22 protein-coding genes are annotated in these 22,481 nt (G+C 64.6%); 12 read left to right on the top strand and 10 right to left on the bottom strand.

The window, feature by feature from the left end; translation table 11 throughout:
- The first annotated feature begins 19 nt into the window (after window positions 1-19).
- From RAN89_RS12860 to RAN89_RS12830, 7 genes are all read left to right on the top strand, one after another.
- Window positions 20-1,006, top strand: a complete 987-nt coding sequence (locus RAN89_RS12860) for an ABC transporter substrate-binding protein (protein ID WP_313866685.1) — start codon at window positions 20-22, stop codon at window positions 1,004-1,006.
- A 2-nt stretch (window positions 1,007-1,008) separates the two neighbouring features.
- Window positions 1,009-2,064 (top strand): FecCD family ABC transporter permease, encoded by a 1,056-nt coding sequence (locus tag RAN89_RS12855; protein WP_313866684.1) that lies wholly within the window; start codon window positions 1,009-1,011, stop codon window positions 2,062-2,064.
- 45 nt (window positions 2,065-2,109) lie between these two features.
- On the top strand, window positions 2,110-3,156 hold the full coding sequence (cobW, locus tag RAN89_RS12850; protein WP_313866683.1) for a cobalamin biosynthesis protein CobW: 1,047 nt from the start codon (window positions 2,110-2,112) through the stop codon (window positions 3,154-3,156).
- A 26-nt stretch (window positions 3,157-3,182) separates the two neighbouring features.
- Window positions 3,183-7,001, top strand: a complete 3,819-nt coding sequence (gene cobN / locus RAN89_RS12845; RefSeq protein WP_313866682.1) for a cobaltochelatase subunit CobN — start codon at window positions 3,183-3,185, stop codon at window positions 6,999-7,001.
- Between the two features lie 2 nt (window positions 7,002-7,003).
- On the top strand, window positions 7,004-8,110 hold the full coding sequence (locus RAN89_RS12840) for a magnesium chelatase ATPase subunit I (RefSeq protein ID WP_313866681.1): 1,107 nt from the start codon (window positions 7,004-7,006) through the stop codon (window positions 8,108-8,110).
- 59 nt (window positions 8,111-8,169) lie between these two features.
- Window positions 8,170-8,817, top strand: a complete 648-nt coding sequence (locus tag RAN89_RS12835; protein WP_313866680.1) for a vWA domain-containing protein — start codon at window positions 8,170-8,172, stop codon at window positions 8,815-8,817.
- A 65-nt stretch (window positions 8,818-8,882) separates the two neighbouring features.
- Entirely contained in the window at window positions 8,883-9,296 is a 414-nt protein-coding gene (locus RAN89_RS12830; RefSeq protein ID WP_313866679.1) for a hypothetical protein, read from the top strand.
- Between the two features lie 120 nt (window positions 9,297-9,416).
- On the opposite strand, the gene RAN89_RS12825 is transcribed toward RAN89_RS12830, so the two are convergent.
- Both RAN89_RS12825 and RAN89_RS12820 read right to left on the bottom strand, forming a co-directional pair.
- Entirely contained in the window at window positions 9,417-10,907 is a 1,491-nt protein-coding gene (locus RAN89_RS12825; RefSeq protein ID WP_313866678.1) for a nucleotidyltransferase family protein, read from the bottom strand.
- Between the two features lie 41 nt (window positions 10,908-10,948).
- Window positions 10,949-11,539, bottom strand: a complete 591-nt coding sequence (locus tag RAN89_RS12820) for a hypothetical protein (RefSeq protein WP_313866677.1) — start codon at window positions 11,537-11,539, stop codon at window positions 10,949-10,951.
- A gap of 341 nt (window positions 11,540-11,880) precedes the next feature.
- Here RAN89_RS12820 and RAN89_RS12815 point away from each other — a divergent pair, with 341 nt between their 5' ends.
- Window positions 11,881-13,041, top strand: coding sequence for an IS30 family transposase (locus tag RAN89_RS12815; protein WP_313866236.1), 1,161 nt, complete (start codon window positions 11,881-11,883; stop codon window positions 13,039-13,041).
- 69 nt (window positions 13,042-13,110) lie between these two features.
- On the opposite strand, the gene cobF is transcribed toward RAN89_RS12815, so the two are convergent.
- The 4 genes from cobF to cbiE are packed head-to-tail and all read right to left on the bottom strand — an operon-like array spanning window position 13,111 to window position 16,322.
- Complete coding sequence (gene cobF / locus RAN89_RS12810; RefSeq protein WP_313866676.1) at window positions 13,111-13,908, bottom strand: precorrin-6A synthase (deacetylating); 798 nt, start codon at window positions 13,906-13,908, stop codon at window positions 13,111-13,113.
- Complete coding sequence (cobM, locus tag RAN89_RS12805; RefSeq protein ID WP_313866675.1) at window positions 13,905-14,690, bottom strand: precorrin-4 C(11)-methyltransferase; 786 nt, start codon at window positions 14,688-14,690, stop codon at window positions 13,905-13,907. The genes cobF and cobM overlap by 4 nt, the downstream gene beginning before the upstream one ends.
- Window positions 14,687-15,094, bottom strand: a complete 408-nt coding sequence (locus RAN89_RS12800) for a cobalamin biosynthesis protein (protein ID WP_313866674.1) — start codon at window positions 15,092-15,094, stop codon at window positions 14,687-14,689. Before RAN89_RS12800 ends, cobM begins: the two co-directional genes overlap by 4 nt.
- 19 nt (window positions 15,095-15,113) lie before the next feature.
- On the bottom strand, window positions 15,114-16,322 hold the full coding sequence (cbiE, locus tag RAN89_RS12795) for a precorrin-6y C5,15-methyltransferase (decarboxylating) subunit CbiE (RefSeq protein ID WP_313866673.1): 1,209 nt from the start codon (window positions 16,320-16,322) through the stop codon (window positions 15,114-15,116).
- Here cbiE and RAN89_RS12790 point away from each other — a divergent pair.
- Window positions 16,321-17,073: a cobalt-precorrin-6A reductase gene (locus tag RAN89_RS12790; protein ID WP_313866672.1), complete on the top strand. Its 753-nt coding sequence runs from the start codon at window positions 16,321-16,323 to the stop codon at window positions 17,071-17,073. The genes cbiE and RAN89_RS12790 overlap by 2 nt on opposite strands.
- Before the next feature lie 2 nt (window positions 17,074-17,075).
- On the opposite strand, the gene cobJ is transcribed toward RAN89_RS12790, so the two are convergent.
- The 4 genes from cobJ to cobG are packed head-to-tail and all read right to left on the bottom strand — an operon-like array spanning window position 17,076 to window position 20,374.
- Window positions 17,076-17,840 (bottom strand): precorrin-3B C(17)-methyltransferase, encoded by a 765-nt coding sequence (cobJ, locus tag RAN89_RS12785; protein WP_313866671.1) that lies wholly within the window; start codon window positions 17,838-17,840, stop codon window positions 17,076-17,078.
- Window positions 17,837-18,568, bottom strand: a complete 732-nt coding sequence (locus RAN89_RS12780) for a precorrin-2 C(20)-methyltransferase (protein WP_313866670.1) — start codon at window positions 18,566-18,568, stop codon at window positions 17,837-17,839. Before RAN89_RS12780 ends, cobJ begins: the two co-directional genes overlap by 4 nt.
- On the bottom strand, window positions 18,568-19,200 hold the full coding sequence (locus RAN89_RS12775; protein WP_313866669.1) for a precorrin-8X methylmutase: 633 nt from the start codon (window positions 19,198-19,200) through the stop codon (window positions 18,568-18,570). The genes RAN89_RS12780 and RAN89_RS12775 overlap by 1 nt, the downstream gene beginning before the upstream one ends.
- Window positions 19,184-20,374, bottom strand: coding sequence for a precorrin-3B synthase (cobG, locus tag RAN89_RS12770; RefSeq protein ID WP_313866668.1), 1,191 nt, complete (start codon window positions 20,372-20,374; stop codon window positions 19,184-19,186). The genes RAN89_RS12775 and cobG overlap by 17 nt, the downstream gene beginning before the upstream one ends.
- A gap of 130 nt (window positions 20,375-20,504) precedes the next feature.
- On the opposite strand from cobG, the gene cbiB reads away from it, so the two are divergent.
- From cbiB to RAN89_RS12755, 3 genes are read left to right on the top strand one after another with little or no spacing between them, the layout of a single operon-like run.
- On the top strand, window positions 20,505-21,491 hold the full coding sequence (gene cbiB / locus RAN89_RS12765; protein ID WP_313866667.1) for an adenosylcobinamide-phosphate synthase CbiB: 987 nt from the start codon (window positions 20,505-20,507) through the stop codon (window positions 21,489-21,491).
- Window position 21,492: 1 nt separating this feature from the next.
- Window positions 21,493-21,831: a hypothetical protein gene (locus RAN89_RS12760; protein ID WP_313866666.1), complete on the top strand. Its 339-nt coding sequence runs from the start codon at window positions 21,493-21,495 to the stop codon at window positions 21,829-21,831.
- Window positions 21,771-22,469, top strand: coding sequence for an aminotransferase class I/II-fold pyridoxal phosphate-dependent enzyme (locus RAN89_RS12755; protein WP_313866665.1), 699 nt, complete (start codon window positions 21,771-21,773; stop codon window positions 22,467-22,469). The genes RAN89_RS12760 and RAN89_RS12755 overlap by 61 nt, the downstream gene beginning before the upstream one ends.
- Window positions 22,470-22,481: the final 12 nt, after the last annotated feature.

The raw sequence follows: 22,481 nt of genomic DNA, 5'->3' as shown, positions 1-22,481 counted from the left end.
CCTGACAATCCCCGCCCTCATGAAAAATACCTTGAAGAACATTGCTTTGCGCGCTGGCCGTCGCCCGTCGCGGTCATGCGTAATGGCGGCCGCCGCCTTGTGGTCTGGCCTGCTGGCTGCGCAGACCTTTCCGGTGACCGTGGACAGCTGCGGTGAGAAGCTGACCTTTGCTGCCCCGCCCAAGGCCGCGCTGGTGCATGACATCAACATGACCGACATGGCGCTGGCACTGGGCCTGCAGAAAAGCATGGTCGCGGTGAGCGGCATCACGGGCTGGTACAAAATGAGCCCGGAGTTTCGCGCCGCCTTGGGCAACATCAAGGAGATTGCGCCCAAGCAGCCCACCCTGGAAAACATCCTGGCGGCCCACCCCGACTTCTTCTTTGCCGGCTGGAACTACGGCATGAAGGTGGGGGGCGATGTGACGCCCGCCACCCTGCAAAAATACAAAATCCCTACCCTGGTGCTGAGCGAGAGCTGCATCCATGTGGACAAGAACCGGCCCCGCGCCAGCATGGACCTGCTCTACACCGACTTCATCAAACTGGGCACCATCTTTGGCAAAGAGTCCGCGGCCAAAGCCCAGGTGAGCGCCTGGAAGCAGCGCCTGGCCATCCTGCCCAAAGTCCCGGGCAAAGAGCCCTTGCGCATGTTCCTGTTTGATTCAGGCGAAGACAAGCCTTTCACGGCCGGCAAATACGCCATCCCCACCGCCATGATGGAAGCCGTGGGCGGCCGCAACATCATGGATGATGTGGAAACCAGCTGGGGCACGGTGGCGTGGGAGGCCGTGGCCGCGCGCAACCCCGAGTTTCTGGTGCTGCTGGATTACCAAAACGATGGCGGAGCCGACAAGCTCCTGCAGTTCCTGCAAAAGCACCCCCTCATGCAGCACACCGACGCGGTCAGGAACAAACGCTTCGTGGCCCTCCGGTACGAAGAGCTGACCCCCGGCCCCGCCAACATTGCAGCCATTGAAAAAATGGCCAGGGCCGCAGCGCGTTGACCATGTCCCTCGCACTGCCTGCCTCCACATTTCGCCGCTTGCGTGGCGGGTCTGTCCCCGTGTGGGCGGCCTTGCTGCTGGTCCTCATGGGCGTGGTGGGCATGGTGTCGGTGGTGTCCGGTGCTACCCCTGTCTCCTGGAGCGATGTGGGCCACGGCCTGGGCTTGTGGCTGACGGGTGCCGACGACAGCCGCTACCGCATGGTCGATCGCATCGTGGTGGACCTGCGCCTGCCACGCATGCTGCTGGCCATGATGGTGGGCGGCGGCCTGGCGGTAGTGGGTGCGCTGCTGCAAACGGCCACCCGCAACGACCTCTCTGACCCCTACCTGTTCGGCTTGTCCTCCGGTTCGGCGGCGGGTGCGGTGGGGGTGATCACTTTTACGGGCGAGGTGTTGGGCCAATGGACGCTGCCACTCGCGGCCTTTGTGGGTGGCATGGCCTCGGTGCTGGTGGTCTTGCTTTTGTTGCGTCGCTTTCGCAGCCATTCCCCCGAACGCATGATTTTGGCGGGGCTGTCCGTGTCCTTTTTGTTCACGGCCATCACCTATTACTTCACCTTTCTGGGTGACCAGCGGGCCGCGCAGTCGGTGTTGTTCTGGACCATGGGCGGTCTGGGCTCCGCGCGCTGGGACAGCCTCTGGGTTCCGCTGGCGGGCCTGGTCGTGCTGGCTGCGTTTTGCTGGCGCCAATGGGGTGCTCTGGACGCCATGCTGGCCGGTGAAAACACCGCCCACAGCCTTGGCATAGACCCCCAGCGCTTGCGGGTGCAGCTGTTCGTGGTGTGTGCGTTTGCCACCGCCTGCTTTGTCGCCGTCTCCGGTGTCATTGGCTTTGTGGGCCTCATGGTGCCGCACCTGGCGCGCGCTGCGGCGGGCGCCTTGCACCGGGGCATGCTGGTGCTCTCGGTGCTCATGGGGGCGCTGCTCTTGCTGCTCAGCGATGTGGTGAGCCGCACAGTCCTTGCGCCTCAGGAGCTGCCCGTGGGCATCATCACCGCCAGTGTGGGCGCCCTGTTTGTCATGTACACCCTGTTGAACCAGCCTGATGCGGCCTAGCCCCCGGCATCCACTTCCTTTTTGTTGACTGAAAGATTTCTCCCCATGCAAACCCGCAAAATTCCCGCCACCATCGTCACCGGCTTTCTTGGCAGCGGCAAAACCACGCTCTTGCGCAAGTTGCTCACCAACGCGCAGGGCAGGCGCATTGCCGTCATCGTCAACGAGTTCGGCGAACTGGGCATTGATGGCGAGCTGCTGCGCGGCTGCGGCATTGGCTGCGATGAAAACGGTGAAGAAAACGGCCAGCTGTTCGAGCTGGCCAACGGTTGCCTGTGCTGCACCGTGCAAGAAGAGTTCGCCCCGGTGATGGAGCAACTGGCCGCCCGCCGCGACCAGATCGACTACCTTGTCATCGAAACCTCCGGCCTGGCCCTGCCCAAGCCACTGGTGCAAGCTTTCCAGTGGCCCGCGCTGCGCAACGCCTTTACCGTGGACTCGGTCATCACCGTGGTGGACGCGCCTGCAGTCGCTGCCGGAACCTTTGCCGAAGACCCGGTGGCCGTGGACGCTTTGCGCCGAGCCGACGACAACCTGGACCACGAATCCCCGCTGGCCGAGCTGTTTGAGGACCAGCTGGCCACGGCCGACCTGGTCATCGTGCACAAGGTGGAGGGCATGGATGCTGCGGCCCTCGAATCGGTCGAGGCCACCATCCGCGCCGAAGCTCCCGCTGGCGTGAAGCTGGTGCGCGCCTCGCACGGCGAGGTGCCCATGGACGTGCTGCTGGGCCTGGAGCGCGCGGTGGAAGACGTGATCGACTCCCGCAAAACCCACCACGACGAGGAAGAAGACCACGACCACGACGAGTTCGACTCCCTGTCCCTCACCCTGCAAGTCGCCGACCGCGCCAAGCTCATCCCGGCACTCGCCGCGCTGGTGCAGCGCCACGAGATTTACCGCGTCAAAGGCTTTGTGACCCTGCCCGGTGCGGCCATGCGTCTGGTGGTGCAGGGCGTGGGCCAGCGTTTTGACAGCTACTTTGACCGCGCCTGGCGTGCTGATGAAACCCGTGCAACACGTTTGGTGTTCATTGGCGACCACCTGGACTCGGCCACGCTGCAGGCTGAGCTGCAAGCTGCGTTGGCATAACAGCAGCGCATTCAAGGCAGTTCACCATGCATTTGCTTTCCACCCGCCCCGGCGGCCATGTCGAAGACGATGGCAATGGCATCGTGCGCGTGGAGCAAACGCCCGGAGACATCGTGGTGCTCACCGTCGCGGACACCACCTTGTCGCTCCTGGCCGAGGTGGCCAGCAATCTGCCCGCCGATTTCCCGACGGTGCGCTTGGCCAACCTGATGTGGCTGCGCCAGCCTGCGTCCACCGACCTGTACATGGACGATGTGCTGCGCCATGCCAAGGCCATCGTCATCGAACACCTGGGCGCCCCCAGCGACTGGGCCTACATCGTCGACCAGGTATGCGAATCCGCCGCCGCGCGTGGCCAGTGGCTGGCCATGGTGTCGGGCGAGTGCGTGGAAGACGCGCAGCTTTTGCTGCGCAGCACTGCGGCCAAAGACGACTGCACCCACCTCTGGCGCTGCCTGCGCGAAGGCGGGCGCGCCAATGCCGAGAACTTTTACCAGCTGATCGCCCATGCCGCCTTTGGCCGGGGCGAACGGCCTGCACCAGCGCAGGTGCTGCCCGGCGCGGTGCGCTACGAGCCCTTGAGCCAAGTGGCCCCGTGGCGCGACGGCGCGCCCACAGCCCTGCTGGTGTTTTACAAAGCCCATTTGCAAGCCGGCAACACCGCCGCGTTTGATGCCATGCTGGCCGCGCTGGCAGGGGAGGGGCTCAACACCCTGGCGCTGGCGCTGGACTCGCTCAAAAACCCCGAGAGCATGGCGCTGCTGCAAACCATGGCCGCAGAGCACCGGGTGGACGTGGTGCTCAACGCCACCAGCTTTGCCGTGGGCTCCATCGACGGCAAGGACGCGGAAGGAGAGGGTGGCGCCGAGGTGCGGCCCATGCTGCTCGCGGGCGATGCGCCGGTGCTGCAGCTCATCACCGCCGGTTGTTCGCAAGAACAGTGGCAAGACGACCCGCACGGCCTCACCCCGCGCGACCTGGCCATGCAAATTGTGCTGCCCGAGGTGGATGGCCGCATCGGCACCCGACCCATCAGCTTCAAGGGCCTGGCCTGGCGCTGTGAGCGCGCCGAGATTGATGTAGTGCGCTACCAGCCCGAGCCCGAGCGTATGGCCTATGTGGCCGCTCTCGCCAGCAGATGGTGCGCGCTGCGCTATAAAAAGAGTAGTGAAAAGCGCGTGGCGCTGGTGCTGGCCAACTATCCCAACGACGACTCGCGCTTGGCCAATGGCGTCGGGCTGGACACGCCCGCGTCCACGGTGGTCATCCTGCAAGCCTTGCAGGCCGCAGGCTACGTCACCGGCGAAGTGCCGGCTGACAGCGACGCCCTGATGGCCGACCTGACCCGCGGCATCACCAACAACCTGGACGCCAACGACGCCCGCCCTGTGGGGCAGAGCCTGGCCATGGCCGACTACCTGCAAGACTTCCACGCGCTGCCCGCCGAGAGCCAAGCCGCCATCAACGCGCTATGGGGCCTGCCGGAGCAGGACCCGCTGGTGCGCCATGGCCGCTTCATGATTTCGGGCCAACGCTATGGCAACGTGTTTGTGGGCAACCAGCCCGCCCGTGGGCGCGATCTGGACCTGGTCGCCACCTACCACGACGCTGATCTGGTGCCCACGCACAACTACCTGGCCTTTTACTTCTGGCTGCGCCGCGCCTACGCGGTGGACGCGGTGGTGCACGTGGGCAAGCACGGCAACCTGGAGTGGCTGCCCGGCAAAAGCGTGGCGCTGGGCGCGGCCTGTTGGCCCGACGCCATCCTGGGCCCGCTGCCGCACCTGTACCCCTTCATCGTCAACGACCCCGGAGAGGGCGCGCAAGCCAAGCGCCGCACCCAGGCCGTCATCATCGACCACCTCATGCCCGCCATGACCCGGGCCGAGACCTATGGGCCGCTGCAACAGCTCGAAGGCCGCATGGACGAGTATTACGAAGCCCTGTCCCTCGACCCGCGCCGCGCCAAGCTGCTGCGCAACAGCATCCTGGAGCAGGTGCTGGCCGATGGCTTGCACACCGAGCTGGGCTTTACCAAGCCTGCAGATGATGCTGAGCGCGAAGCGCTGCTGCGCCGTCTGGACGCCTACCTGTGCGAAATCAAAGAATCGCAAATCCGCGATGGCCTGCACACCTTCGGCCAGTCGCCCACCGGCCGTCAGCGGGTAGACACGCTGGTGGCGCTGGCCCGCTACCCCGGCGGCTCAGGTGCCGCCCAAGCCAGCCTAACGGTAGCCTTGGCGCAAGACTTGGGTCTGACGGACTTCGACGCCCTCAGCCCCGACTGGGCCTCACCCTGGACCGGCCCACGCCCCGAAGTGCTGCAAGCCCTGAGCGTTGACCCCTGGCGCCATGCCGGCCACACCCGCGAGCGCTTGGAGCTGCTGGCCACCCGCGTGGTGCAAGACATGGCAGAGCCGGGCAGTGCGCTGCCCGATGGCCCCGTGGATGCTCCCGAATCTTGGCCCCACACCACCCAGGTGCTGCAGCGCCTGCAAACGGTGCTGGCCCCGCGGCTGGACGCCTGTGGCCCCAATGAGATAACCCAGCTGCTGCGCGGGCTGGATGGCCGCTTCATCCCGCCGGGCCCCAGTGGCGCCCCCTCGCGTGGCCGGCCTGATGTGCTGCCCACCGGGCGCAACTTTTATTCGGTGGACACCCGCGCTATCCCCACCCAAACCGCCTACGCCATGGGCGCCAAGGGCGCAGACCGCGTGGTCGAGCGCCACCTGCAAGACCATGGCGCGTACCCCACGGCCATGGGCCTGTCGGTCTGGGGCACCAGCACCATGCGCACCGGCGGCGAAGACGTGGCCCAGGCCTTCTCGCTCTTGGGCGTGCGGCCCAAGTGGGCAGCGGGTAGCAACCGCGTTACCGACATCGAAGTCATGCCCATGACCGTGCTGGGCCGCCCGCGCGTGGATGTGACGCTGCGCGTGTCCGGCTTCTTTCGTGATGCCTTCCCCAACGTGATCGATTTGTTCGACACCGCCGTGCGCGCCGTGGCTGCCATCTCGCCTGAGGACGAGGCGGACGACGTCAACCCCATCCGCATGCGGGTGCAGGCCGAGGCTGCGCAGGCCCAGGCCGCCGGCCACAGCGATGCAGACGCCGAGCGCGCCTCCACCTGGCGCGTGTTCGGCCCCCGGCCCGGTGGCTATGGCGCGGGCTTGCAGGCTTCCATTGCCAGTGGCAACTGGACGGAGCGTTCCGAGCTGGCCGAGGCTTACCTTCGCGCCGGTGCCTTCGCTTATGGCCAGAGCAGCGACGGTGCTGCCGCCACCGAAGCCTTTGCCCAGCGCATGGCCGGCCTGGAAGCGGTGCTGCACAACCAGGACAACCGCGAGCACGACATCCTCGACTCCGGCGACTACTACCAGTTCATGGGCGGCATGGCCGCCGCGGTGGAGCACCTGAGCGGCAAGACGGCCGCGCTGTACCACGGCGACTTCAGCGTGCCCGGCGCACCGCACATCCGCAGCTTGGGCGAAGAAGTCGCCCGCGTGGTGCGCTCACGCGCCGTCAACCCCAAGTGGATCAACGGCATCAAGCGCCACGGCTACAAGGGCGCGTTTGAAATGGCCGCCACTGTGGACTTTTTGTTTGCCTTTGACGCCACCACCGGCGTGGTGGCCGACCACCAGTACGCATTGGTGGCCGACGCCTATGTGCATGACGACGACACCCGCGCCTTTTTACAACAACACAACCCCGGCGCCCTGCGCAGCATCGGCGAGCGCCTGTTGGAGGCCATGCAGCGCGGCCTGTGGGCCGAGCCCGGCGACCACCGCGAACGCATCCAGGACCATGTGCTGGCGCTCGACAACCAACTGGAAGCATCCTGACCATGCCCCTCAATCCTGCAGTTCATCCTCAATTGCACACCCCGGCATCCGCCAGCGCGCCCGAGCCAGTGCCTTTCCCCTTCACTGCGCTGGTGGGCCAGCAGGCCTTGCAGCGCGCCCTGCTGCTGGTGGCGGTAGACCCCGGCATTGGCGGGGTGCTCATTGGCGGGCCGCGTGGCACGGCCAAGTCCACCGCCGCACGCGCCTTGGCCGCCTTGCTGCCGCAGGCCCCGTTTGTCACCCTGCCACTGGCTGCCAGCCTGGAGCAGCTGGTGGGCACACTCAGCATTGAAGACGCCTTGCAAAGCGGCGCGGTGCGCCTCTCGCCCGGCCTGGTGGCGCGGGCGCATGGCGGCGTGCTGTATGTGGACGAGGTGAACTTGCTGCCCGACGCGCTGGTCGATGCCCTGCTGGACGTAGCCGCCAGCGGCGTGAACACCGTGGAGCGCGACGGCATCTCGCAGCGCCACGCCGCGCGCTTTGTGCTGGTGGGCACCATGAACCCAGAAGAGGGCGAACTGCGCCCCCAGCTGCTGGACCGCTTTGGCCTCTCGGTGTGGCTGCACAACCCCACCGATGCACAGCAGCGCCAGCAGATCGTGCGCAGCCGCTTGCTGTTTGATGCGGACCCCACAGCCGTGGCCGCCAGCCATACCGACGCCTTGCAAAACCTGGCCGCCAGCGTGCTGGACGCGCAAGCCCTGTTGCCCCGCGTGCAGTGGCCGGATGATGCAGTGGCCCACGCCGGAGCCCTGGCCCTGGCCGCCGGGGTGGATGGGGTGCGGGCCGATTTGGTCATGCTGCGCGCCGCCCGCGCATCGGCTGCGCTGGACGGGCGCGATGCGGTCACCGTGGCCGACGTAGACGCCGTGGCCGAGCTGGCCCTGCACCACCGCAGGCAGGTGGGGGCGCAACAGCCAACGCCCCCAGCAGCGGCACCCACGGCACAAAAACCCCAAGCCCCCACCCAAGGCCAAAACGCCAGCAGTGCTCAGCCCGACTCTGCCAGTGCCGGCAGTGCCGATGGCGATTGGGGCGCCATGCCCCCCATGCCTGTGGGCACCGTGCGGCCTGCGGCTGCAGGAGTGCTCCCGCCAAAAAAAGCCTGAGCCACCCCGGCCCCGCGCCTCAGAGTGCGGCGCGCGGCGGGCGGTGGCGCACTGCGGTCTTGCCAGCCGGTGCTCACGCACCTGCGGTAGCTGCGCGCGCGCCATCCGGCCCCGCAACACCACGCGGCGCCATCGCCTGGCTGCCCACCTTGCAAGCCAAAGGCCGCAACGCCTTGGCAGCGCAGGACCTCCGCTGGCGCGAGCCCCAAGCCAAACCAAGCACCTTGCACTTGCTGCTGCTGGACACGTCCGGCTCCATGCGCCAAAGCGGCCGCCTGGCGCGGGCCAAAGGCTACGCCGCTAATGTGCTGGAGCAGGCCGCCCGCGCGGGCGACCATGTGGCGCTGCTGTGCTTTGGCGGGCAGGGCGTGGAGCTGCTGGTGCCCCCCGGCCCCGCACGCCGCGCCGCCGCCGTGCGCGTGCAACAGCGCGGTGGCGGTGGCGGCACCCCTTTGGCGCAGGCCATGGCTGCCGCTGATAACCTCATGGCCCAGCACCGCCGTGTGCGCGGCACCAGTGCCAGCGCCGCGTCCACCGTGTTGTGGCTGCTGACCGATGGCCGCACCCTGGAGCAACCGCGCGCGCCACAGGGCGCCGACCAGTTGGTGGTGGTGGACTTTGAAGAGGCCAAAGTCCGGGTGGGGCGCTGTGCCGACTGGGCTGCGCGCTGGGGTGCGGAATACCGGCAGGGCGCATGGGTGCTATGAATATGTGAGCTGCTAGCGCAATAGATACTTGGGCTAGAGGCTGATTTGACTAAAAGGATTACAAAATGCTGCTGACCGACATTGCCGTTGAGCACACCATCTCGCCACCCAAAGGCGGGCTGAGTGTGAACGTGGTGCTGCACCCGTTTACCAACACCCAGCGCGATTCGCTCGGCAAGTTCGAGATTGTCCGCACCGTCCGCGAGCCCAGCGGCAAAGACGTGAAGCGCTCCACCTTCGTGTCATTCGCCCAACTGGCCGAGCTCTACGCCAAAGGCGTGCTCGACGAATACGGCTTCTCCATCCGCATGTGTGTGCCCGGCGGCAAGTACCCCAAAACCACCCCCACCAAAAAACTGCTGCCCGCCCACATCAAACCGGGCTCGCCGTTTGACCTGGCGGTGCAAGGGGTGGATGTGGCTAAGGAGGCTACGCGAGAGTTGAAGACGGCGTTGTTCAGGACGGGAGTTTCGGTTTAGTGGCCCGCTGTTTCAGTCAATTCGAGTTTCTATAGAAGTCAAGCTTCGACCCAAAGCTGAATTCCAGGACCAGGGAAAGCGGACATTTAACGTTTAGACCTCGCTGCTCTTGTCTGCCAGTCAGGGATAAACCTGCGAAAGGTTGTCGTACTTGAAGCGCAAGGCATTGAACTCCCGGACGGAAGCGACGGAAATGTCAGGTTCGCCAACTCGCTTGCGGATCAGTCGATCAAGTTCGGGTTCGAATTCCTTCAGCTTGACTGCGTCCGCAGGCTCTTCGTACACGATCATGAGATCAACGTCCTGGTAGTGCTTTCGGCGTATGAAGGAGCCAAAAGCAAATACTCGAGTTCTTGGCGGTGGGACCGCCTGTCGACTTAATTGCTTGAGTTCCTTCATTCGTCGCTCGCGATCTGCTCGAAGCAAAAAGTTTAAATACTGGTCCCCGCTCTGATGAATTGCACCCATGAACTCACCGAGCATAAAGAGCCCGATTCCGCGCTCAATACACAACTCTTTAGCCGAATCGGAATACTGGCCGGCAGGGCTAGAGCAGATGATCGCGTTGACCGCAGGATCGACCTCAAGAACGCGCTCTAACGTGTAGTCGGTGAAGTAGTAGGTGTTGGTTACGAAGACCTTGAGTTTTCGTCCGTCTCGGAGTTCAACGAGCATCGTGCCGCGATTGAGCTCTTGGAGATTCGTTATTGCACTGTGATCGGAAAGAATCTCTTCGACGAACTTTTTGACCGTGTTGTATCGGAACTCCAGCTCTTCTTGGGCGACAACTTGAGGAGGTGGTGAGTCAATACCAAGTCGCGTCTTGACGAAATAATCAAAACTTCGCGGGAACAGCTTGTAGTCGTTGATCTTTTGATCAGTTAAACAGTTGTCTTGGAAGGCATCGACATGAATCTTGTACTCAAGCATCTTTGGGTAGACGTCCCAAGGATATGGGAAATTTCGCTTGTTGCCTTCTATGAGAGCAATGATTCTTTGATTGTTTGGAAGGATCGTATCCAGGCAGCGCCTCTTCCAAACCTTCAGGCCGTCACCGCCTAGGCCGCCAAGAACGCTTTCTGAGTACGGGCCGCATTCTCGGAACAATGCTGCGTTCTCTTCGAGAAGATCATTGACTTCAGTCAGAAGGGCGCGCTCGTCTTTGATCCTTGGGACGGAAAATAGCGATGCGATTTTTCCCGAGTGCGCGGCCTTCCAAGATTGCATTTCTTCGACGGTAAAGCGTTTGTCCAGCTCGTCGACCACCTTGTGACACTCCAGGCAGAGCATGATGAGGTTAGGGATCCCATCCCTATCAATGTGCTCTGCAAGTTCATGATCGCTTCTCGGGCCAGAGCTTCCATGTCCGATGATGTGCGCTACGTTCGCAAGGCTGACTGACTCCTCTGCAACCTCCCGAAAGAGTGGCTTGTTGCAGGACGGGTTCTGACAGAAGCCGCCGCACTGTGCCCACAGCTGCCGGGCAATATTTAGCGGAATTGACTTTCGCGTAATGGTCATTGGTGTGAGCTGCTCGGTACGGATGGCGGTGTCTAACGTTTGACGTGAGGGACGGCCGGAGCCGCGAAGCGTCGGAGGGATGGTTTGCAAGCACAGCTTGCAAACCATCCCTCTCGACGGAGTTGTTAGACCTAGTACGGAGCTAGACCGTGTAACTCTGACGAAAGTGTCTTCAATTTTTGAGCCATGGTATCGAACCGGGACTGTTTCTTGAGCCACGCACCACTTGCGGAAAGATTTGTGGCTCCAATAGCTTCAAGGGCCGCACGCTTAGAGACTTGGCTTTCGTGAGCTGCAAAATTTCGCAGCGTCGAGAGTTGATCTAGTGCGGCCGTGTAGGTTTGTTTCTTGACCGTAGACACCAAGTAATGCGTATCAGGAACAAATGACTTTAAGGTCTTAATCAGACCAGAGCGGCCCTTGAAATCAAAGTAACCAGTTCCGGTTATTAGAAATTCGCAGACTTCGTCTGTCAAATGCTTAGGGAACTTCACATCTGTTGTTGCTTCAAGTGTCGATGTGTCGTTGTTCACTGCCGCGACTAGTACATCTAACATCAAGCCCTCGAATTCCTTGTAGAGGCGAATTACTGCGTAGTTGTGCAGCCACGTAATGTGCTCTTCGGACTGGTTCGCTTTCACAGTCGAAAGGAATGCAAGAATCTTGTCGACCTCTGCATTGAACTCGGTGGTTGCGTGCTTGATGCTCTTCTTTCTAGGCATATGAAATCCAAGGTCTAACGTAATTCATACAGCAAAGCACTGCGGGATAAAGTGTGATTGTGGTCTAGAGAGAATGGCATTTGCCTATATCCAGAAAGCACAGGTTGCTCTCATAAAAATAGCGACAAACCCCGCAGTCTGCTGCGATTGATTTTGGTGTTTTGGTCAGGCCCTGAATATCCCCCATTCGAGTGATTTTCTGGATGTCCGCTTCCGCCGCAGCGCAGAAAACCAAATCCGCTGTCAAAAAAGCGGGCATTCTCCAACATCCGCTACTGCCGGCGGATTCAACCGGTCGATGCAACACACTAAAACCTGCGCGAGCAGAAGGAGTGTTGCAGATGAAGTATCGAACGCGAACCTACTACACAGACAGTCAGAAGGCGCTCATGTGGGAGCGCTGGAAGCAAGGGTGGACGCTGCACGAGATTGGCAAGCTATTTGATCGCCACCATGGATCGGTGCGCCAAATCCTGGCAGAGACAGGTGGAATCCGCCCACCAGAGCGTCGCCGTTCCTGTCTTGCACTGACGTTGGCAGAGCGTGAGGAGATTTCGCGTGCGGTGGTGGCTGGCTTGTCGATTCGAGCGATAGCGACGACGCTCGGACGTGCCCCTTCGACTGTCAGTCGTGAAATTAAGCGTAACGGCGGCCAAGAGAACTACCGCGCGAATCAAGCCGACCAAGCTGCATGGAATCGGGGGCATCGCCCCAAGGTCTGCAAGTTAGTGCATAACCGTGCCTTGGCTCGCATCGTGGCAATGAAGCTGCGGATGCTCTGGTCACCGGAACAGATCGCAGGCTGGCTCAAGCATACTTATCCGTGCGACGAAAGCCATCACGTGTCACACGAGACCATCTACCGCAGCCTGTTCATCCAAGCACGTGGCGCCTTGAAGAAGGAGCTTTTGGCCCATCTGAGGCGTACTCGTGGCATGCGTCGGTCTCGTCACTACACGCAGAAGACGGCAATCCACGGACAGATCATCGACGCTGTCTCGATCAGTGAGCGGCCACTCGGCGTTGAGGATCGAGCAGTACCTGGTCACTGGGAAGGGGACTTAGTCTTTGGCAGTGGCAATAGCCAGATCGCAACACTGGTTGAGCGTCAGACGCGGTACGTGATGCTAGTCAAACTCGATGGAAAAGACTCGCAAACAGTTGTCAGCGCGCTAATCAAGAACGCTCAAAAACTGCCGCAAGAGCTCTATAAGTCATTGACTTGGGACAGGGGTACGGAAATGCATGGACACAAGAAGTTCACCGTAGCCACCGACATCCAAGTCTACTTCTGCGATCCGCAAAGCCCATGGCAACGTGGAAGCAACGAGAACACGAATGGGTTGCTAAGACAGTACATGCCAAAGGGCATGAACCTCTCGGGTTTCTCTCAGGTTCAACTCAATGCAATTGCCAGACAATTGAATGAGAGGCCGCGCAAAACGCTCGGCTTCCATACACCCGCTGAAATGTTCAGCGAATGTGTTGCATCGACCGGTTGAATCCGCCCCCCAAAGCAGTCATTGCTCAAGGTCCGAATTTGGCCCGAAGCAGGCATTGACGGAAGCCCTTCAGCTGGCCACCCGCCTCATCAAATAAATATCCATCACCCACCCATGCGCCGCGCGCGCGGCCTGGCGTTCCGCCTGAATCCGCTCGCTCACTTCGGCCAGCGGGCCAGCGATGCAGATTTGTTGGGGCATGCCCAGGTAAGCCCCCCACCAGATGGTGATGCCCTCGGGCGGCAGGTGTTGGAAGGCACAGTGGCCGTCCAGCATCACAGCCACCGTGTCGGCGCTTTCGGGCCAGCCGTGGTCGCGCAATTGGCGGCCGGTGGTGATGGTGACCGGGGCGTTGATGTCGTTGAGCGCAATGGCGTGGGCGGCAGTCAGCGCTTGCAGCGCGGTGATGCCGGGCACCACCGACACCGCCAGCGGCAGTTGCAGCGCCAGCCGGTCTGCAATGCGCAGGGTGCTGTCATACAAAGACGGATCGCCCCACACCAGCAGGGCCACGCGCCCACCTTCAGGCAAATGCGTGCGGATTTTTGCCAGCCACACTTCGGCAATGGCGTCGTGCCAGCGGTTCACAGCGCCGGGGTAGTCCGGGTCGTGCGCGTCGCGCACCGGCATGTCGAACTGCACCACCTGCGTGGCGGGGTTGGTGACCAGCTCTTGGCACAAGGCCAGCCGCAGCTCGGCCAGGTCGGCCTTGCCTTCGCCTTTGTGGGGTACGAGGATGAGGTCCGCCGCGTTCAGCGCTTTCACGCCCTGGCGCGTCACATGGTCGGGATTGCCGGTGCCTATGCCGACCAGGCACAGCTCTACCTTCGCGCCCACATTCACTGCGGCTGTCACATGGGCAGTCATTCGGTGCCTGCCGGAAAGCGGGGCGCGGTGCCCAGCGGGCGGTAGCGGCGGTCGTAGTCGCCGGCGTAGAGGCGGCTGTGGTCGAAGTCTTTGTCCCCCAGCGTGTGGCCCACCAAGATCAAAGCGGTGCGTTCCATGCCTTCGCCTATTGCCTCTTTGATGGTGGCCAGCGTGGCGCGCACCACGCGTTCGTCCGGCCAGCTGGCGCGCCAGACCACGGCTACCGGGCAGTCCGCGCCGTAGTGGGGCGACAGCTCGGCCACCACGCGCGGTAGCACATGAATGGAGAGGTGTATCGCCAGCACCGCCTGCGTGGCCGCAAAGTTGGCCAGCGACTCGGTCTCGGGCATGGCCGATGCGCGGCCCGAGGTGCGGGTGAGCACTACCGATTGGCTCAGGCCCGGCAGCGTCAGCTCGGCTTCCAGTGTGGCGGCAGCGGCGGCAAACGAGGGCACGCCCGGCGTCACGGTGTAGGGGATGCCAAGCGCACGCAAGCCACGCAGCTGCTCGCCCATGGCCGACCACACCGACAAGTCACCCGAATGCAGGCGAGCCACGTCGTGCCCGGCAGCGTGCGCGGTGCGGATTTCCTCCAGGATTTGCTCCAGCGACAGGGGCGCGGTGTTGACGATGCGCGCACCGGCGGGGCAGTGGGCCAACACGCCCTCGGGCACCAGCGAGCCCGCGTACAGGCAGACAGGGCTGGCAGCAATCAGGTCGCGCCCGCGCAGGGTCAAAAGGTCGGGTGCGCCGGGGCCGGCGCCAATGAAGTGAGCAGTCATGGGGAGGTATTTTCTATGCAAGCGAGAGCGGCAGTGGCCATGCGGTCGGGGCTGATGCTGCGGCCGCCCAAGAGCGCCGCGACTGGGCCTGCCGCTGCGAGTGCGGCCGATTCAGCGACGCTATGATTTCCGTAGCGATCAGGCACGTGTTCGCTGGGGCTAGAGGGTGTTTTTTCCAGTAGGGGCAAAGAAACGGCGTGAATATCGAGCTGTAGTTCTGCGGCCAGTTGCAGCAGGGCGGGGTGTTGGGCTTTGTCGGCAGCGGTGGCTAGCGCACCGATGTGCGCGAAGCTGAGTTCTTCACCTTGGTGGGCAGAGGCCGCCTGCAACGCTGCCTGCAAGGCCGAGCGCAGGGAGTCCACACCACACCCGGCTCTGAAGCCCAGGCCTGCTACCAGCGTCATGCGAACAGGCCGGTGGGGTTCACAGCGTCACGCTCCATTGCACCACCGGCCGGCTGGGCTGCCAGCCGCGCATGCGGCCCAGGGGGGCGGCCTGCGCCAGCTCGATGCGCAGCAGTTCGCCGCCATGCTGGGCCTGCAGTTGCAGCAGGGCAGACTCGGTCTCTAGCGTCACCGCGTTCACCACCAGACGCGTGCCTTGCGGCGCGGCGGCCTGCAATCGGGCAAACAGCGCCAAGTCAAACCCGCCACCTACAAAAATGGCGTGGGGTGGGGGCAGGCTGGCCAGCAGGTCGGCTGAGTGTCCGTGGTGCACGGTCAGGCGGTGGTCTATGCCAAAGCTAGCCGCATTGTTGCGGATGTTGCTCACGCGCTCGGCGTGTTGCTCCACCGCGCTGGAGCTGCCACCGGCCAAACACCACTCCACCGACACCGAGCCCGAGCCTGCGCCCAGGTCCCACAGGTGTTCGCCGGGGCGGGGCGCGAGTGCGGCCAGCGTCAATGCGCGTATGGGCGATTTGGTGATTTGCCCATCGCTGGCAAAGCCCGCGTCCGGCAGGCCGGGGCTGCGGGGCAGGCCTTTGAATGTGGCGTCGCTGCTTGCCACTTGCACGGCTACGGCCACCGGGGCTTGAATGTCGGCAAAGTCGAGTGCGGCGGCCGTGGTCTGGCGAACGCGCTCGCGCGGGCCGCCCAAAGCCTCCAGCACCCACACGTCAGAAGCGCCACAGCCTCGGGTTGTGAGCCATTGCGCAAATTCACCCACTGCCGCCGCATCTCGCAACAGGCAGATCAGCTGCGCGCCGGGGTGCAGCGCGTTGCGGGTGCGCTCGTACGGCGCAGCGTGCAGGCCGAAGCAGCGCACCGCCTCCAGCCGCCAGGCCAGACGCGCGGCGGCCAGTGCAAAGGTGGACGGCGCGGGGTGGGCCACCCATTCGCCGGGCTGCAAATGCGCCGCCAGGCTGCCACCGGCCCCAAACCAGAACGGGTCGCCCGAGGCAAGCACTACCACCGGCTGGCCGCGCAAGGCCAGCACAGGCGCTACGTCAAAAGGCACCGGCCATGCAATGCCACGGCTGCCCACTTCCGCCAGCGCCAAGTGGCGCGGCCCGCCGAACACATGCTGCGCGCGGGCCAGTGCCGAGCGGCTACCATCGCCCAGACCATACAAACCATCTTCACCGATACCAATGACCGTTAGCCAGGGTTCAGACAGCCAAGGTTCAGACATGGCGCGCGGCTCCTTGCGGGTGTTGTTGCTGGGGGGCACCACCGAGGCCAGCCGCCTGGCGCAGGCCTTGGCGCAGGCCGGGGTGGATGCGGTGTTTTCTTACGCAGGCCGCACCGACGCGCCCATCGCCCAGCCGCTGCCCACCCGCGTGGGCGGTTTTGGCGGGGTGGCGGGGCTGCAGGCCTACCTGCAAACTGAGCGCATCAGCCATGTGGTGGACGCCACGCACCCCTTTGCAGCGCAGATGAGCAGCAATGCCGTGCAGGCCTGCGCAGCCGCTGGCGTACCCCTGCTGGCGCTGGAGCGGCCCGCCTGGCAGGCGCAGGCTGGCGATGTGTGGACGCAGGTGGCCGACATCTCCGCCGCTGTGCAAGCCTTGCCGGCTGAGCCCGCCCGCGTGTTTTTGGCCATCGGCAAGCAGAACCTGACGCCGTTTTTGGCTTGCGCCCAGCACTGGTACCTGTTGCGCTTGGTGGACCCGGTGCTGGAGTTGCCCGCCACGCGCGGCCATGTGGTGCTGGACCGCGGCCCCTTCACGCTGGAGGGCGATCGCGCCTTGCTGCAAGCGCATGGCATCACGCACATCGTCTCCAAAAACTCCGGCGGCGCGGGCGCCGAGGCCAAGCTGGTAGCGGCCCGCGAGTTGGGGCTGCCCGTCATCCTGATCAACCGGCCGTACATTCCCAGCCGTACCGTGTTGCACAGCGTCAATGAGGTTTTGCGTCGTCTTTACGGCGCGGGTAGCTATTGAATTCATAGCGCCGAGCGCGGGGTGTAAACAAAGCGGCCCACGTGGCGGGTGGCGTTGTTGCCCACGAGGACCACGGTGCGCATGTCCGCCATCTCGGGGGTAGCATCACCCAGCCGCACCGTCAGCAGCTTTTCTTCCGGGGTGCTTACCGCGCGGGCAAAGGTGATCAGGCGGTCCGGGCCGCAGGCGTCCAGCAGTACGTGCAGCACGCGGCCAAAGGTGTGCGGGCGGCTGGCGGAGCGGGGGTTGTAAAACGCCATCGCAAAGTCGGCCCCGGCAGCGGCGCGCACACGGGCTTCAATCAGCTCGGCGGGTTTGAGGTTGTCGCTCAGGTTGATGGCGCAAAAGTCGTGGCCCAGCGGAGCACCCGCTTTGGCCGCAGCGGCCAGCATGGCGGTGATGCCGGGCAGCACGCGAATGTCCAGCGCCTGCCAGTCGGGCCGGCCTTCCAGTGCTTCAAACACGGCAGCCGCCATGGCAAACACACCGGGGTCGCCGGACGACACGATCACCACCTGCTTGCCCTCGGCCGCCATCTGCAAGGCGGCGCGGGCGCGGTCCATCTCGACCCGGTTGTCCGATGCGTGCAGCGTGAGGCCGGGGCGTGGCGCAATGCGTGCCACGTAGGGGATGTAGCCCACGATGTCGGTGGCGGCCGCGATGGCGGCGGTCACTTCGGGCGTGACCAGCTGCGCGTCGCCCGGTCCCAGGCCGGCGATGCACAGCGTGCCTGCTGGCGAGGGCGTGGTGGCCTGCGGTGCCGTCATTCCTGCACCTCGGGGCGGCGGCCGCTGCCGTGCACCAGAACGATGGCGAAGTAGGGGCAGTCGGTGCCGTCCACGTCTGCCAGCTTCATGACGCGCTCACCGGGCATGGTGCCGCGCTCGACCAGCCAGGCCTGGTCCAAGCGGCCGGCTTTGGCCAAGGCGCTGCGCACGCGCGGCAGGTTGCGGCCGGTTTTCATGACCACGAGTGCGTCGGCGGTTTGCATGTGGCGCACCAGCTCGTCTTCCGGCAGGGTGCCCATGAGCACGGTCATCACATCGTCGCCCCAGGTGATGGGCACGCCGGTGGCCGACCAGCAGCCCACCATGCCGGGGATGCCGGGAATCACCTCCACCGTGGCGCGGCCTTGCAGCCGGGTGTAGAGGTGCATGAAGGAGCCGTAGAAAAACGGGTCGCCTTCGCAGAGCACCAGCACGTCTTCCGTTTGGGCCAGCGTGGCCAGGCGGTCCGCCCAGTCGTCGTAAAACGTGGCGAGGCAGTGGATGTATTCGGGACTGTCAAAGGGCAGCTCGGTGGTCACCGGGTATTCCATGGGGTACTCGGTGGCGCCGGGCTGGAGCATGCCCTCCACAATGCGGCGCGCCTGGCCGGGCCGGCCTTTTTTGCGGAAGTAGGCCACGTGGGTGGCCGCACGGATGGCGCGGTCGGAGCGCACGCTCATCAAATCCGGGTCACCGGGCCCCAGGCCCGCGCAGAGGATGCGTCCCATCAGATTTCCCTCCGGCTGGCGAGTGCGTTCACCGCCGCCACGGTGATGGCGCTGCCGCCCAGGCGCCCGTGCACCACCATGCTGGGGGCAGGCAGGTCGGCCATGAGGGCAGCTTTGGATTCGGCCGCGCCCACAAAGCCCACCGGGCAGCCGATGATGGCCGCAGGGCGCGGGCAGGCAGGGTCTTGCAGCATATTGAGCAAATGGAAGAGGGCGGTCGGCGCATTGCCGATGGCCACCACAGCGCCGGCCAGGTGCGGGCGCCAGAGCTCCAGCGCCGCGGCGCTGCGGGTGGTGCCCATGGACTTTGCCAACTCGCGTACTGATGGGTCTTGCAAGGTGCACAGCACCTGGTTGTCGGCCGGCAGGCGGGTGCGGGTAATGCCTTCGCTCACCATGCGCACGTCGCACAAGATGGGCGCACCGGCTTCCAGCGCGGCGCGGGCAGCTTGGGCCATGCCCTCGGAAAAGCGCACATGGGCTTCCAGCCCCACCATGCCAGCGGCGTGGATCATGCGGACCACGGCCAGCTCTTCAATAGGGTTGAAGCGGGCCAGGTCCGCTTCCGAGCGGATGATGGCAAAGGACTGTCGGTAGATGGCGTCGCCATCGGTTTCATACGTGTGGCGCATGCAATCGTTGTTGTTCTAGGTAGGCGGCTATGCCTGCTGCGTCGAGGCCGGTGGCGTCAGGGGCAGCGTCGGCAGTGCCGTGTTCAATCAGGTCAAAGCCCGCAGCGCGGGCCACCAACGTGAGGGTGGCGCCGTGGTGGGCGCAGCCCTTGGCGCAGCCCGACACATGGGCCGTGCGGCCAGCGGGCAACAAAGGCGCAAGAAAACGGGCCAGCGCACGGGTAGGGCCCAGTGCCTGGGTGCAGCCGGGCGCGCCGGTGCAGGCCGCCACCCGCAGGCGGGCATCGCTGGGTTGGGTAATCAACTCGGGCAGGTTCGGTGCAGTGTGCAGGCCTTCGAGTACCAATCCACGCCAGGGCGTGATGCGCAGCGGGGCCAGGGCCGCCAGCTGGTGCAGGGTGTCGGCGGGCAACTGGCCGAATTCCAGCCCGACCACCATGCCGGTGGCTGAGTTGCCCACGGTGGCCGTGTGTGCAGGGGCCACGGGCACGCGCGTGGTGGTGAATGGTGCAGGCAAGGCCTGGCGCTGCAACAGGCGGGCCATGCGGCCCCGCCCATTCACCACGCCACCGGATGCCACAAACCAGCGGGCCAGCGCCATGGCCGTGGGCGCGGCTTGATGCAGCGGCACGCAGGCACCGGTGGTGGCGCCGTCGGCGTAGACCAGAACCTGGTCGCCAGAGCGTTCCAGGCGGATGTCGGCCGAGGCGCTGCGCAGCACCGCTTGTGCGCCCAAGTCGATGGCGAAGCCGAATTTGCCGGGCAGGGCGGGCGCGTCAGTGTCGGCCAGGGCGTGGTTCAGGCCCTCGCACACCGCAGGCGTGCCGTCTGCCTCCGTCCAGAAGGGGCTGATCAGCAGGTTGCGGCGGGCTTCCACATCAGCACGTTCGTCAAGCAGACCCAGTGAGCGCAAGCCATGGATCAAATCGGGGTAGCTGTCGGGGCAAACGCCGCGCAGCTGCAAATTGGCCCGGCTGGTGAGTTCCAGCACGGGCGATGCGTATTGCTGCGCCAAACCGGCCAGCCCTTGCGCCTGCAGGGGCGTGAGGCGCCCCAAGGTCGGGCGGACCCGCACCACCAGCCCGTCGCCGGACGGCATGGGCCGCAGCGCGCCGGGGCACCAGCCCTGAATGCGGGGCTCGCTGGCAGTGGAGGGGGAAAGGTGGCTTTGCACAGGGGGGAACGCGTCGGTAACTCTCAAGTATCTCACTATCCCCCTCGGAAAAACCTCTACTGTGCCCGAGCAAGCTTCACGCAGCCTGACACACGTATGATGGCGCGCCCATGACAGACTCACACTCGCAATGACCACCGATTTCACCCCCCAGCATTGGGCCGGCGCCGTGGGCGTGGCTGTGCTTGTTGCCCTGTGGGTAGACCGCGTGTGGGGCGAGCCGCCTGCCCGCCTGCACCCGGTGGTGTGGATGGGCCACTTTTTGGGCAAGGCCGGCAACCGGGTGCAGCGGCATGCCGCGCAGGACCCCAAGGTGCCGGACTTCAAGGCTTTTGGGCTTGCAGCGCTCATGTGGTGTGCGGGAGCAGCTCTGTTTTTGATAGCGGCTTTGCTGCTGCAAGGCGCGGCGCTGGAGCTGCCCTGGTGGGCGGCAGGTGTGGCCATGGGGCTGTTGCTCAAGCCCTTGCTGGCCTTGGCCATGCTGCAAAGCGAGGTGCGCGCGGTGGAGGCCGCGCTGGGCCAGTCACTGGAGACCGGGCGGGAGCGCTTGCGCTGGTTGGTCAGCCGGGACGTGACGCAGCTGACCGAGGTGCAGGTGCGCGAAAGCGCTATTGAGACGCTGGCTGAAAATCTGAACGACTCCCTGGTGGCCCCTGCTTTCTGGTTTTTGCTGCTGGGTTTGCCCGGTGCGGTGCTCTACCGCTTTGCCAATACGGCGGATGCCATGTGGGGCTACCCCGGCATCTACAAGGACCGCAACTGGGCCTGGGCCGGCAAGTGGGCCGCGCGTGCCGACGATGTGCTGAGCTGGGTGCCAGCCCGCATCACGGCGGTGCTGCTCTTGTTGGCGGCAGGTCGGCGTGGCTGGGCGCTGCGCAGCCAGCTGCGCGCTGAAGCCCGCAAGACTCCATCACCCAATAGCGGCTGGCCCATGGCGGCCATGGCTTTGGTGCTGGGCGTAGGCTTGCGCAAACCGGGCGCGTATGTGCTCAACCCTGGTGGGCGTGAAGCCCTGGCGGCTGACACCGAAGCTGCTCAGGTTTATGCATCCAAGGCAGTGCTAGCGCTCGTGGGATGTGCGCTGGCAGCTCTTGTTTTGATAGCAATAGGCGTCTGAGGTGAACCCCGCAACGCGCATCCACGGTGGGCCCGATGCGGCAGGGGCGGCGCTGCATGACTTTTCGACCAACAGCAATGCCTGCGGGCCTTGCCCCATGGCGCTGGCTGCGGTGCAGGCTGCCGACGCCACCCGCTACCCCGACCCGGCATACACCACCCTGAAAGCCGCTTTGGCCGTGCACCATGCGGTGGAGCCCTGGCGGGTGGTGCTGGCGGGCAGTGCCAGTGAGTTCATCTTTCGCATCAGCGCCTGGGTGCGCCAAGGGGGGGAAGCCGCGTGCACCTGCCGCAGCATGCGTACGGCGACTACGCCCATGCGGCGCAGGCTTGGGGGCTGACGGGCGTGGATGCGCCGGACGCTGCCGACTTGGTCTGGGCCTGCGACCCCGCCAGCCCCACCGGCCAGAACCACACCGGTTGGCCCGGAGTGCTGGATCGCCGAACGTTGGTGCTGGATGGGGCTTATGCCCCTCTGCGCCTGAGCGGCGCGCCGGCCTTGACCGCGCAGCAGCGGGATACCGTGTGGCAATTGTTTTCGCCCAACAAGGCGCTGGGCCTGACCGGCGTGCGGGCGGCATACGCGATTGCACCCGTTCATGCGCAGCCCGCCGCTGCCGCGCTGGATGTGATGGCGCCCTCGTGGGTGCTGGGTGCGCATGGCGTGGCGATGCTGCACAACTGGGCGCAGCCGGAAGCGCAGGCATGGGTGGCGCAGAGTTTGGATGTTTTGCGTGCGTGGAAGCGCCAGCAAATCAGCACCCTTGAAAACGCGGGTTGGACGGTGATGCCCAGCGACGCGAACTTTTTCTGTGCCCGACCGCCCGAGGGGTGTGACTTTTCAGCCCTGCTGACCACATTGCGCGGCCACGGCATCAAGCTCCGTGACACCACATCCTTCGGTCTGCCCGGTTGGGCTCGGCTGGGCGTGTTGGCCCCGGAGGCGGTGGATGCGTTGTGCGGGGCACTCCAGGCATGATTTTTTACAGGA

It is taken from the genome of Rhodoferax mekongensis, assembly GCF_032191775.1.
Lineage (GTDB): Bacteria > Pseudomonadota > Gammaproteobacteria > Burkholderiales > Burkholderiaceae_C > Allorhodoferax > Allorhodoferax mekongensis.
This window is presented reverse-complemented; position numbering and strand designations above follow the sequence as displayed.